Origin of the sequence: Cyanobium usitatum str. Tous, assembly GCF_963920485.1 — a bacterium.
GTDB classification, from domain to species: Bacteria; Cyanobacteriota; Cyanobacteriia; order PCC-6307; family Cyanobiaceae; genus Cyanobium_A; species Cyanobium_A usitatum_A.
Window position 1 is genome coordinate 271,335 of record NZ_OY986431.1, and the last position, 12,365, is coordinate 283,699.

Annotated in this window: 12 protein-coding genes; 3 read left to right on the top strand and 9 right to left on the bottom strand. The window is 61.0% G+C overall.

Annotated features, from left to right (window positions below):
- Window positions 1–28: 28 nt before the first annotated feature.
- Genes rfbF through U9970_RS01455 form a run of 3 tightly spaced genes read left to right on the top strand, consistent with a single transcriptional unit; the run spans window position 29 to window position 2,840 of the window.
- Complete coding sequence (gene rfbF / locus U9970_RS01445; protein ID WP_322764984.1) at window positions 29–802, top strand: glucose-1-phosphate cytidylyltransferase; 774 nt, start codon at window positions 29–31, stop codon at window positions 800–802.
- Complete coding sequence (rfbG, locus tag U9970_RS01450) at window positions 802–1,896, top strand: CDP-glucose 4,6-dehydratase (RefSeq protein WP_322764985.1); 1,095 nt, start codon at window positions 802–804, stop codon at window positions 1,894–1,896. The genes rfbF and rfbG overlap by 1 nt, the downstream gene beginning before the upstream one ends.
- 8 nt (window positions 1,897–1,904) lie before the next feature.
- Window positions 1,905–2,840, top strand: a complete 936-nt coding sequence (locus U9970_RS01455; RefSeq protein ID WP_322764986.1) for a hypothetical protein — start codon at window positions 1,905–1,907, stop codon at window positions 2,838–2,840.
- Here U9970_RS01455 and U9970_RS01460 read toward each other — a convergent pair.
- The 9 genes from U9970_RS01460 to U9970_RS01500 form a co-directional block, all read right to left on the bottom strand.
- A complete protein-coding gene (locus U9970_RS01460; RefSeq protein ID WP_322764987.1) occupies window positions 2,827–4,119 on the bottom strand; it encodes an NAD(P)H-dependent oxidoreductase in 1,293 nt (430 codons plus the stop codon). The genes U9970_RS01455 and U9970_RS01460 overlap by 14 nt on opposite strands.
- Before the next feature lie 18 nt (window positions 4,120–4,137).
- Window positions 4,138–5,430 (bottom strand): NAD(P)H-dependent oxidoreductase, encoded by a 1,293-nt coding sequence (locus U9970_RS01465; protein WP_322764988.1) that lies wholly within the window; start codon window positions 5,428–5,430, stop codon window positions 4,138–4,140.
- Window positions 5,427–6,008, bottom strand: coding sequence for a dTDP-4-dehydrorhamnose 3,5-epimerase family protein (locus U9970_RS01470; RefSeq protein ID WP_322764989.1), 582 nt, complete (start codon window positions 6,006–6,008; stop codon window positions 5,427–5,429). Before U9970_RS01470 ends, U9970_RS01465 begins: the two co-directional genes overlap by 4 nt.
- A gap of 72 nt (window positions 6,009–6,080) precedes the next feature.
- Complete coding sequence (locus U9970_RS01475; RefSeq protein WP_322764990.1) at window positions 6,081–7,412, bottom strand: sensor histidine kinase; 1,332 nt, start codon at window positions 7,410–7,412, stop codon at window positions 6,081–6,083.
- Between the two features lie 3 nt (window positions 7,413–7,415).
- On the bottom strand, window positions 7,416–8,141 hold the full coding sequence (locus U9970_RS01480; RefSeq protein ID WP_322764991.1) for a response regulator transcription factor: 726 nt from the start codon (window positions 8,139–8,141) through the stop codon (window positions 7,416–7,418).
- 5 nt (window positions 8,142–8,146) lie between these two features.
- Window positions 8,147–9,139 (bottom strand): glycosyltransferase family 2 protein, encoded by a 993-nt coding sequence (locus U9970_RS01485; RefSeq protein ID WP_322764992.1) that lies wholly within the window; start codon window positions 9,137–9,139, stop codon window positions 8,147–8,149.
- On the bottom strand, window positions 9,139–10,239 hold the full coding sequence (locus U9970_RS01490) for a hypothetical protein (RefSeq protein ID WP_322764993.1): 1,101 nt from the start codon (window positions 10,237–10,239) through the stop codon (window positions 9,139–9,141). Before U9970_RS01490 ends, U9970_RS01485 begins: the two co-directional genes overlap by 1 nt.
- Window positions 10,240–10,252: 13 nt before the next feature.
- Window positions 10,253–11,155, bottom strand: coding sequence for a glycosyltransferase 61 family protein (locus tag U9970_RS01495; protein WP_322764994.1), 903 nt, complete (start codon window positions 11,153–11,155; stop codon window positions 10,253–10,255).
- 184 nt (window positions 11,156–11,339) lie between these two features.
- Window positions 11,340–12,344 carry a glycosyltransferase family 61 protein gene (locus U9970_RS01500; protein ID WP_322764995.1) on the bottom strand — a complete coding sequence of 335 codons (1,005 nt, stop codon included), beginning with the start codon at window positions 12,342–12,344 and terminating at the stop codon, window positions 11,340–11,342.
- Window positions 12,345–12,365: the final 21 nt, after the last annotated feature.

Sequence of the window (12,365 nt, forward strand, 5' to 3'; positions counted from 1 at the left end):
CAGTCCCATATTTGTGGGCTAGAAACGCTTGAAAGCAGTCATTCTTGCTGGAGGAAGGGGAACTCGGCTCGCGGAGGAGACTGTGGTGCGTCCCAAGCCTTTAGTTGAGGTGGGTGGTATGCCCATCCTTTGGCATATTTTCAAAGTATATAGCTCCTTCGGCATCAACGATTTCATCGTGTGCTGTGGCTACAAGGGCTACATGATCAAGGAATATTTTGCCAACTATTTCCTGCACACCAGTGATGTGACCTTCCACATGGATGTAGGCAATCACATGGAGGTGCATCAGCGCACCACCGAGCCCTGGAAGGTCACCCTGATTGACACCGGCGACAAGACAGAAACCGGCGGTCGCTTGGGTCGCGTGCGCTCCTATCTCGACGATGAGCCCTTCTGTTTCACCTACGGAGATGGGGTAGCAGATGTCGACATGACTGCCCTGATCGCCCAGCACCGCCAGCAGGGGTTGCAGGCCACCCTCACCGCTGTGCAGCCCCCCGGTCGTTATGGCGCCCTACATCTTGAAGACAATCTCGTCGCTAACTTCCAGGAAAAAGCCGACGGCGAGCAGGCCTGGATCAACGGCGGCTTCCTGGTGCTTGAGCCCAGCGTCTGTGATCTGATTCATTCCGACGCCTGTCTGTTTGAAGCCGATGTGCTTGCCGAGCTGGCCCGTCGCGGCCAGCTGGGTGCCTACCGCCACCACGGCTTCTGGCAGTCGATGGACACCCTGCGTGAGCGCAACCGTCTCGAGGACCTCTGGGATAGTGGCCAAGCCCCCTGGAAGCTCTGGAGCTGATGCCCCGCCCTGGTTGCAGCCCTGATCCTTCCTTCTGGGCCGGCCGGCGCGTGCTGCTCACCGGCCACACCGGCTTCAAGGGCAGCTGGCTGGCCCTCTGGCTACTCAAGCTTGGTGCCCGCGTCACTGGCGTGGCCCTCGACCCCGACACCAGCCCCAGCCTCTTCGGCTCCCTCGATCTGGCTGGCGAGCTGCAGGACAGCCGCGCCGACATCCGCGACGCCGGTGGCCTGGCTGCGCTGGTGGCGGCAGCCGACCCCGAGGTGGTGCTGCATCTGGCGGCCCAGCCCTTGGTGCGCCGCAGCTACCTCGATCCCCTCGGCACCTGGGCCACCAATGTGATGGGGTCGTTGCATGTGCTGGAGGCCTTGCGCTGCCTGGATCACCCCTGCGCGGTGGTGATGGTCACCACCGACAAGGTGTATGAAAACCGCGAGTGGTGCTACGGCTACCGCGAAACCGATCGCCTCGGCGGCCACGACCCCTACAGCGCCAGCAAGGCCGCTGCCGAGCTGGCCATCGCCTCCTGGCGGGCCAGTTTCTGTGGCAGCGCCCCCCACCAGACGCCCCAGCTCGCCATCGCCACTGCCCGGGCCGGCAATGTGATCGGCGGCGGCGACTGGGCGGCTGATCGGATCGTGCCCGATGCCATGCGTGCCTGCGCCGCCGCCGAGCCGCTGGTGTTGCGCAACCCCATGGCTACCAGGCCCTGGCAGCACGTGCTTGAGCCGCTTTGCGGCTATCTCAGCCTCGCCGAAGCCCTGGCGGCCGACCCCGCCGCCCACGCCGAGGCCTGGAATTTCGGCCCCCAGCTGGAGGCCAACCGGCCCGTGGGCGAGCTGGTCGCGGCCCTGCATCAGCACTGGAGCGGCCAGTGGCGCGACCTCAGCGATCCAGGTGCCCCCCATGAGGGCGGCCTGCTGCACTTAGTGATCGACAAGGCCAGCCAGCGCCTCGACTGGCAGCCCCGCTGGGACTTCGCCACCACCGTGGCCCGCACCGCAGCCTGGTACCGGCAGGTGGCTGCAGGGGCATCCCCCCTGGACTGCTGCCTGGCCGATCTCGATTGCTATATCAGCAACGCGATCCATTGAAGGCAGGCATGGGCAAGGTGTGGTTCAAGCCAATCCTCACCAGCCTCATTCCTGCTGGTGCCCGTTCCCTGGATCGCCGCCAGACCGATTTTTTTCGCCGTTGCGTGCGTCGCTTGATTCGCTTTGGGGATTGGGAGCAGGCCTGGGCCTTGCTGGAACTCTCCACTGAGACCCACCGCTACAACCCCGCCTTTCACCGCGCCTGTGAGCGGGCCAGGCGCAAACTGCTCAAACGTCTTCACCCTTCAGCAGCCAGGCGCGAACGCTTCGAGCGCCACCAGGCCCTGTTGTCGCTTACGGCTCCCTTCGGTGAGCTCAGCGGTGACTGCGCAAATGCCGTGATCCTGGTGGATCCCAGGGCTATTAAGCACTGGGGCTGCGTGGTGTATCCCGGCATCTCCCGCGGCCGCTTTCGCGGGCCACGACAGAGGCGCTTCTGCAATGCAGTTGTGGAGGAGCGCTTTCTCTTCCGCGGCATGCCCTTGACGGAAGATCCCCAAGTGGAGATCCTGCGCCGCCGCTTCTTGGAGGGGCGCTCCTGGCGGGCTAGCGGCGGGGTGGCCCTGATGCGCGAGATCCGACAGCGCACCGCTGAAAAAGGGCTCAACTGGGAGGCCTTCAGCAACTGTCAGCTCCGGGCTTGGGATGAGCTGTTTGAGCGCATCCGCCGTGAGGGCTACCGCTCCCAGGCCGAGCTGCAGTCCATGGGCTGCGCCATGGGGCGTTTCGGTCTGTTCAATGAGGTGGAGGTTTGCGTTAGTGGCCGCGGCGAAGTGCTGTTCCTGGAAGGCAAGCATCGCCTGTTCATCGCCCAGGCCCTTGAACTGCCCCAGATACCTGTGATCGTCAACGTCTGGAGCCGCGGCTTTCTCGAGCGCCTGAGCGGGCCCTACAGCCCCGAGGCAGCCCAGGACCTGCTCCAGCAGCGAATCACTCCGGCTTGAAGTGCTGCTGCTGCTCCGCGTAAAGCTGGTGCGCCAGCTGCTCGCTCGGGGCCTCCACGTCGCTCCAGTGGATCGGCTGATCCTTGGCGATGGGGCGCAATAGCCGGCAGCCCTCAGCCAGCCCTTCCGGCAGCAGCCCCTCGGCCCGCACCACGCTCGCCTTCTCCGCCTGGCCGTAGGTCATGTAGCGGCCAAACGAATCCAGGCTTTCTCCCACCTGCAGGTCGCGCTTGGCGATCGCTACCACCTCCACCACCGGCGCCCCCAGCGGTTGGCCCACCGCATCGCCAAATAGCACTGCCCGGGCCACGCTCATCGGTGCTTCCAGATAGCAGAGGTGATAAGGCTGGTAGAAGCTGTAAAGGGGTCCGTCTCCCAGCTTGTAGAGCGCCAGGTAGGAGGCATGGCGCTCATCTGGCATCTCCGCCAGGCAGAAAACGCCAGGTGAAGGTTGCGCGCCGATCACGAAATCCACCAAGCCGCCCAGCTCCCGCAGTTGCTCAAGGTCGTAGGCGGCGGTGAGCTCGTCGATGTGACCCCGGTGCTCCCGCCGGCTCATGCCCCGCTGGGCCACCGTGAAGCCGGTGGCATTGGCCACGATCGCCTGCTCGAAGTTCACCTTGGAGCCATCGGCAAATGAGGTCACCATCGTCACGTCCTGGTTCCACTGCTCGGCAAAGCCCTGCTGGGTGGTGGGCGTGCGGTATTCGTCCTGCAGGCCCTTGATGTTGCCCAGCACCCGCGGCGTCAGCCCTAGTCCCTGGACGTAGCGCCAGAGGTTCAGCTCCACGCCCGGCTGGTCGCCGTCGCAGCAGCTGAGCAGTACCCCCGCCCGGCGTGCCTTCTCATGCAAGATCGGCCCCACGGTGGCATCCACCTCCGCATTCATCAGCACCAGGGGCTTGCCCTCGCCGATCGCCTCCAGCGCCCGGGCGGCGCCGAAGTTCACGGCTCCGGTCATATCGATCAGACAGTCGATGCCAGCTGAGCGCGCCAGCAGGCTGGGGTCGTCGGTGATCGCCGGTGTGCCAGCCGCTATCGCCCGATCCAGTTCCGCCAGGTTGCTAACCGCCACAGCTCCGTCTCGGCCGGCAAAGCCATAGGCGTCAGCTGCTTTTTGCAGAGTGCGGTTGGCGATCGCCACCACCTCCATGCCCGGCACCAGTGCCGACACCTGGGCCACAAAGCCCCGGGCCATGGCACCAGCTCCATACATGCCAACCCGTACCGGGCGCCCTTCGCTTTCGCGCTGGCGCAAGGCGGTGTCGACAAGAATCATCCAGGGCCAGCCGTATGGCTAAACGCTACCCCACCTCCCCTGCTGCTCGGCGTAGAGCTGGTGGGCTAGCTCCTGGCTGGGGGCTTCCACATCGCTCCAGTGGACCGGCTGGTCTTTGGAGATGGGGCGCTTCAGTCGGCAGCCCTCCACCAGACCCTCTGGCACCAGACCTTCGGTACGCACCACGCTGGCTTGCTCGGATTGGCCGTAGGTCATGTAGCGGCCGAAGGAGTCGAGGGTTTCGCCCGCCTCCAGGTCGCGCTTGGCGATGGCCACCACCTCCACCACGGGCCCGCCGATCGGTTGGCCCACCGCATCGCCAAACAGCACCGCCCGCGCCAGGCTCATTGGCGCATCCAGGTGGCAGAGGTGATACGGCTCGTAGAAGCAGTAGAGCGGCCCATCCCCCAGGCCCTTTGCCGCCAGCAGCGGCGCGTGGCGCGGGTCGGCCAGCTCCGCCAAGCAGAACACCCCCGGCGCCGGCTGCGCGCCCACAACAAAATCCACCACGCCACCGAGCGCCCGCAGCTGCTCCAAGTCGTAGTGGGTGGTGAGGTCTTCGACCGGACCGCGATATTCCATTCGGGAGGTGCCGCGCCGCAGCACCGTGAAGCCGGTGGCGTTAGCCACGATGCACTGCTCAAAGTTCACCTTCGAGCCGTCGGCAAACGAGGTCACCATCGTCACGTCCTGGTTCCACTGTTCGGCAAAGCCTTGCTGGGTGGTCGGGGTGCGGTATTCGTCCTGCAGGCCCTTGATGTTGCCCAGCACCAGCGGGATCAGGCCCATGCCCTTCACCTTGCGCCAGAGGTTGAGTTGCACGCCTGGCTGATCGCCATCGCAGCAGCTAAGCAACACTCCCGCCGCCCGCGCCTTCTCGTGCAGGATCGGCCCGATCGTGGCATCCACTTCCGCATTCATCAGCACTAGCGGTTTGCCGTGCTCGATCGCCGCCAGCACAATGCCGGCGCCGTGGTTCACCGAACCGGTGATGTCGATCAGGGCATCGATTGCCCCCGAGCGCACCAGCAGGGCCGGGTCGCTGGTGATCGCTGGTTCGCCGGCGCTCAGGCTGCGTTCCAGCGCAGCCAGGTCGCTGGCCGCCACGGCTCCGTCGCGGCCGGCGAAGGCGTAGGCATCCGCCGCCCGCTTCAGGGTGGGGTTGGCGATCGCCACCACCTCCATGCCAGGGATCTGGTTGGTGATCAGAGCCACTAGGCCCCGGGCCATCGCCCCGGCCCCAATCACGCCGATGCGCAGGGGCCGCCCCTCCTTTTCGCGCTGCCGCAGGGCCGTGTCGAGCAGGATCAAATTTTCAGACCCTCTGACAAGGTCATTCGCTCGCGGATGCTCGCCAAGCTTTCGCTCAGCAGCGGCCAGGAGGCATCTTTGGGCGAGATTTCACTGACCTCCAGAGGCCAGCTGATGGCCAGCTCGGGATCATTCCAGCGCAGGCCGAATTCTGCTTCTGGGGTATAAAACTCGCTCACCTGATAAAGAATCTCTGTGGCATCGGTGAGGGTCTGGAGTGCATGGCAGCAGCGCTCCGGAATCAGCACTGCTTGGTGGTCTTCCGCGCGCAGTTCCACCGTTTCGGTCTGCAGAAAAGTGGGTGATTCCGGGCGCAAGTCCACCAGCACATCTACCAACTCTCCACCTACGCACCGCAGAAACTTGTGTTCTGCATAGGGAGGAAACTGAAAGTGAAAGCCCCGCAGGGTGCCAGCTCGCTGGTTGTAAGAGCGATTGATCTGCCGCACCTGGAAATCCACCCCATGCTCGAGCAACTCCTTCTGGCAGAAGGCTCTTGCAAACCAGCCACGCTCGTCGCCGATGGGCGGGCTCGTGACCTTGAAAGCGCCCGCGATGGCCAGGGGTTCGTACTGCATCGGAAGGGTGAGGTGGCCCCGGGATGGCAAAGGTAAACCAATTTACCGTTTGCTTTGCAAAATTGCCCGCACTTAGCTCTGGCCCTGGGCTCTGAGCAGCACGGGTAGGCGCAGTTCCGCTCGCAAGCCTCCGCTTGGAGCCTCAAGTAGGGCCAGTCTTCCCTGGTGATCGAGGCAGAAGCGTTCCACGATTGCTAGCCCCAGCCCCCGATGGCGTTGGCGCTGGCGGTCGTTGCTGCGGCTGGGGCTGGGCATGGTCAGCAAGGTGTCAGTGGCAATTCCTGCTCCGTGGTCGTCCACCCGCAAAAGCACCTGGTTGCCCTGGCGCACTCCACTCAGTTGTACCGGCGGGGCGCCGTACTCCAGCGCGTTGTCAATCAGGTTGTTGAGGGCCCGCTCCAGTCCGTCGGGGTCGAGCTTCACCAGCAGCCGCGGCATCCGTAGGCGGATCAGCTGGGAGGGGTGACTGGCCACGATGCGGCCGCAAAGGTCGTCGAGGGCGCAGGCCTGACGCCGCTCAGCCGGCAGCTCTTGCTCTCCCAAAAGGGCCAGTTGGTCAGTGAGGCTTCGCAGTCGTTCGAGATCCATAGCCATCGCTTTGGCTATTTCCCCGTTGCCGCCATCGAGTCGCTCGCAGAGGATTTCGGTGCGCAGCATCAGCCGGGCATGGGGGCCGCCCAGGTCGTGGGTGAGGCCGTGCAGCAGCTGGCGTCGCGCGGTCGCCGTGTTGTTGATCCGCTCGAGCAGCCTGTTGATGCGGAGGCTGAGTAGACGGATCGGCGCGATTCCCTCCTCGGGCAGCAGTTGCAGGGGCACGGCGACTCCTTGCTCCCCGAGCAAATTCAGCATCCGGCTTAGGGGGCGTTCCACCTTTAGTCGCAGGAAGAGCACCAGGCCCCCTAGCCCGCCCATCGCGATGGCCAGGATCCTCAGCAGGGGGAGGTACCAGATGCTGTTGCTGAGCCGCTCTGACTGATACAGCCACAGGGACTGGCCGGCCCAGTCCTTGCTCAGGTTCAGTTGCACCCAGTGCCCTCCCCAAGGGTCTTGCAGGGGAGGCTGGTCGCGTTGCAGCCGCCGCTTGACCCCAAACTCCCGCACCATCGCCAACTGCACCAGGCGCTCAAAACGCCCTGGTGCGCTCGGCTTAAGCTCAGCCAGCTTGTTTTCAGGTCGCACCAGTACTCCCGATGGCAGGGCGACTCGGTCGTTTTGCTTCAGCACCTCTTCCACCAGCACTGTGTATTTGCTCAGCCGCAGGGCTGTTTCGCTGACAATGCGCGGCTCCAGCAGTAGGCGCATCCCCAGCAGCAGCCCCAGGTAGCCGGCCACGCCACCGAGCACCAGGCTGGCCATGAGCACAACCCAGTCGTAGCCGGCCAGTCGTGCTCTGGGCACAGTCATGGATCAGCCCTCAAGGGGCGGCGCGCTCTGCGACAGAGGCTGCACCGGCACCACCAAGCGGTAGCCCCTGCCGCGAACTGTCTCGATCATGGTGCAATTTGGTTGCAGCTCTTCGAGCAGGCGCCGCAGCCGCGACAACCGCACATCGATGCTGCGGCTTTGCTCCACATCGACCAGGCTGCCGCTGGCCTGGACCAGATCCTGGCGGCTCACCACCTCGCCGGCGCGGCTGCAGAGCAGCTGTAGCAACGCAATGTCGCCGCGGGAAAGTTCCTGGCCGCCGCCCGAGTTGCCCAGCCACTGCAGCTGGGGATCGAGTTGCAGCTCGCCGAGTTGCCAGGACTGAGGGGCAGACACGCTGGCCAGCGCGGGTTTGAGCAGCTGTTCCACCCGCAGTTGCAGCTCACGAAATAGGAAGGGTTTGCCCAGGTAGTCGTTGGCACCGGCCTCGAGCCCCGCCACCCGATCCCGCGGGGCGCCCAGCGCCGAGAGCATCAGCACGGGGAGGTGGGGATGGCCCCGACGCAGCCGCATTAGTACATCGGTGCCGCGTTGCTCCGGCAACAGCTCATCAAGCACCAGTAAATCCGGCTGCGTGTCGGTAAGAGCCTGCTCCAGTTCGCGGGGATGGCTGAGATGGCGCGCCTGCCAGCCCCGTTGGCTGAATTGCTCGAGCAGCAGGGAGCCCAACTCCACATCGTCATCGAGAATCCAGATCGAGCCGGCCATGACGGTTAATGCGGGAGGGTGGCAACTCCAAGTTGCTCGGCTAGCTGGCGCAGCTGCCCCATCCGTTTCGGTAGAGACTCCAGCAGCGCCTGGCGTTCCTTGCGGCTGCGGCTGCGGGGCAGCTGGTGGCGCTGGAGAATATTGGTGAAGGACTGGCTGTTGAGGAGATCCCGAGGATCCAGGTCTGGTTGGAAATGGTGAATGGCGAGGATATTTGCCAGCTCGATACTAAAGCGACTTATCTCCAGTTCTTGATTAGAGCGGTTCTTCATGCTTGCCAAAACCCTATGGGGTAAGTCTGAATCCTGTAGAAATTCATAGCGCAGGGCCCGGCTTCGGTTCTGTTTCTGCACCACGCTCAGCAGCGTGTTGCGCACCCCGCTAAAGCGGGGCTGACAGGCCAGCTGGGGCTGGTTCTGCAGTATTTGGCTGTCGATGCGGGCGGCTTCACTGTTCTTGACCTCCATTGGTTGGGTTGTTTCCCGAAAGCTTTCCGGTTCGAACACCGCTGCCTTAAGACCCCGCCTCCGCAGCCGCTGATAGAAGTCGACGTCATCGCCGCCCCAGCCCGACATGTGGTCGTGCCAGCCGCCGCAGCGGCGACCATCCTTGCGCCGGAATAGACAGCTGCCAGAGGAGCTTCCTAATTTGCTGAAGCCTCGGTAAAAAAGTGTTGGATCACGATCCATTGCTTCTAAATAAGGCGCAATCGTGAGTAGTTCGATGTCTGCATCTAATTTGAGAATGATTTCAGATCTGGAGTAGCGCAGGGCGACGTTCTGGGCTCGACCTTGGCGCCAGAGGGGCTCGTTTTCTAATCGGATTACATGCACTCGCTCCAGATCAAAGCGCGCTAGCTGTGGAGCAAGTTTTGGGGTGGAATTGAAATCCACGATCAGGATTTTCCCCAGCTGGGAGCAGGCCAGCCAGGAAGGAAGACTGTGCAAGACGTGCTCGGCACGGTTGCGGCAAGGTGTGATCAGGTCGATGCTGGTCATCACGCTTTTAGTTCTGCTGGGCTGAACCAGGCTGGTTTAAGTGGCTTCTGGGAAAGCATCCAGTTTATTAGTTGTTGTTGATCCTCAATGGTCATGGCGCGAATTGGGACCTGGTCGTGCCCTACGTGACTTTGATGGCCTATCGGCCGGGAGACCAGGGATGGACATAAATGGGCACGGATGTTCTGATCTCCCGCAGCAAGAGAGCTCCTTAGTGCTTCAAGTTCCTCGGCACTTAGCCAGCTATTAATCCCGAGAAGACTTCTAACTGCTGGATTGAGAATATGCTTTTGTGCTGATTTTTGAAATATTTTGCTGTATTTGTGGTGTAGTTTATTGCGCTTCTCATGTGGGAGAGGTAGCTGGTTGAGAAAGCGTTTAAAGGCAACGGTTGCCAGGGGCTCGGAAACGTTTGCCCGGGGTTTGGCATCTGGGGCCAAGCTCTCACTGGGTAAGCTTTCGTTGCAAAGGTGCCGCAAAAAATTAAGTGGCAGTTGATTATTTTCGCAGAGGTCTTCATAGGCGTGAGCATTTACAGGGAAGAAACTGGCCCAAGCCTGCAGCTGCAGCTCATAGTCCCAAGAGTGACAGTAAGAGGCAAGATAGGATTGAATATCTTTTGTGTAATGAGTGGCTTGGATGAATTCACTATAACCGCTTTGAATATATGCCCCGCGTTCGCGCAGTACGGCTGTAATTTGCACATCTGCGTCTCCAAAAAGAAGGCGTATCTTGGCCACATTTGATTGCTTTCGCTTCCATAATTCTTCCGGAGAGTATAGATCTGGAACGGCGGCAAAGCCAATGCGCCAGAAGGCTTCGGAACTGATAATGGTGTGATTGTATTGTTGGGAATTTCGTATTATGGATCGAGCGATTGCCTTTAGTTCGTCTCCGGAATAGGGCTTGGGCCCGGCATTGTTGTTGAGTGCAATTGCAATGTTCCGATGGGGAATTCTTTCACCCCTGCCTGGCAAGAGCTCGGCTTCATTGGGATACCAAATTCCTTGTTGCTTAAGGGCGGTTCGGTTGCGTCGTAGTTGCCTCTGAATGGCAGTAGTGCCAGTTTTATGAGTACCAATATGGAGATGTATGGGCATGGTCGAGCCGGGCTCAGGTTGTTAGTTCTTGGAGTGTTTGGAGTACGGTTTCGAGCTTGAAGTTGTTGGATCGTTGGAAGGTAGCGGTTGCATCGTCGATGATGAAATCTTGCACATCTTGGTTACAGTCCACATAGGCGTCGCCACCACCCGTAGCACGATCGATGTTTACCCAAGTGCTGCTTAGGCTGCGGGCCCCAGCGATAAACATCACCTGTTGAGCGCGTTGCTCTCCTGGCGCAAACATCTTCAGGCTCATTGAGGCCTGGGGAAAGCCGGCGATAATTTCATAGTGTCGATACAGGCTCAGCTTCTGCTCGAAATCCAGTTCCTCCGGGCAGATCACATCCACATGGGGAAGCTGGTCTAGCTGGGCCACCAGCTCAGCTTCTTGGGAGTAGTGGGTGCTTCCGGTACTCAGCTTGTGGCGCGAAAGATAGGCCAGTCGCCGCTGTGGCCTGCTGATCGTTTCAAGGCGGTCCCGCAGCCTGGGCTTTAGCGCGGCTTTGCAAGCAGGCCGTAAATCCTTGCTTGCAAAGCCGCGGTCGCAGTAGAGCGCCGAGCTTGATATGAGGCGGCCTGCCTTGAGCGGTCGGCGGATTAGCCTCACACGATTGCGAAGTCCCAGCTGTTTAAACCATTCCTGAACCAGGGCAAGTTTCAGTGTGGAGCGGGGATGTCGATGGGGTGTGGCATCGTGAAACCAGATCGGCAGGTCATTGTCGCGGTACTCGCGCAGCAACTGGTAAGCCCGGGCCGAGTCCAGGATCAAGTGGCCGATATGATCGTAAAGTGTGCCCCCGTAGAGCACTAACTCGTGCTCGCGTATCCGTTCCTGTTTATAGGGATTTAGTTCAAGGCGGGCTGCAGGATGGCAGCAATGTCTTTTGCCGCGCATGTCACTGAGTTCACGCACATGGTTACCCTCAGAGTCAAATACGCCGAAACCATGGCGCCTCCACCACAAGGTCTGACCACTGCGGCGGCGTGGAGGTAGCAGGGTGGCCTGCTGCCATTGCTGAAGAGGCTGGGCATCTCGAACCTCGAGCTCCCCCCAGAGACTTGGATGGTCGTTTGGAATTGAGGCCAGACTTTGCATATCAGCGCCCTGCCAGCTCCCGCATTGTGTCGATCACCAATCCCGTATTGAAGCGGTTGTGTCGTTGAAAAGCCTTGGACTCGGGATATTCAGCCAGTTCTTGGGTAAGACTGCAATCAACTACCTTATCCCCGAAGCCGAAGGCTTTATCGAGATTCACCCAGTTGCTGTTTAGGCTTTGTGGGCCGGCTACAAACAGCACCTGTTCTGCCAGCTCTGATTGCTTTCGGAAGGGTGCAAAATACTTAAGAAGTAGGGCTGCCTGGGCGAACCCTGCCACTAGGTGATAGCGTCGATAGAGACTTAGCTTGGATTCGATCGTAAGCTCTTCTGGGCAAATTATGTCGATATTGCTAATCTTTTTTAAGGCTTCCACTACTTCCTCTTCGCCTTCGAAGTAGGTGGTGCCGCTGCTGAGTTGGTGCCTCGACAGATAGGCGATCCGTGGGCTTTCTGCTTGCAGGCTCAGTAGTTTGCGCCGTAGTTTCGGCGCTAGGGCTCGTCGTGCTGCCAGGGGGAAATCAGTAGATACAAATCGTCGGTCGCGATAGAGTACTTCTGATGAAATCAGGTGCTCGCACTGCAGGGTGCGGCGAACAACCTGGACGCGCTTTATGATTCCCAAACATTCAAACCAGTCGTTCACTAGGGGATGGGTGATGCTTTCGCCCTCTCCCAGCGATGGATAGTGAAACCAGATCGGCTCTCGACTCTTGCGGAAGAGAGGTAGCAGTTGGTACAGCCGGCTCAGATCCAGTAGTAGGTGACCGAAATGTTCAAATACGGTGCCGCCGTAGAGCACGAGTCCGCGTTGTTTGCCACCTTTTATTGGCTGGCTGGGTAGCTCCGTTGGGAGCTGATATATCGGGCGATATCCCCGCAGGTCATTGAGGGCTTCGATCGTCCTGCCTTCTGCGTCAAGGCCGCCCTGCTTGCGGGTGGTCCACCAAGGATCAGACCGACCTGTTCGGCGGGTAGGAAGCAACCTGGCTTTGCGTTCGATCACTAGTGAGGCTGCCGGCGTTAA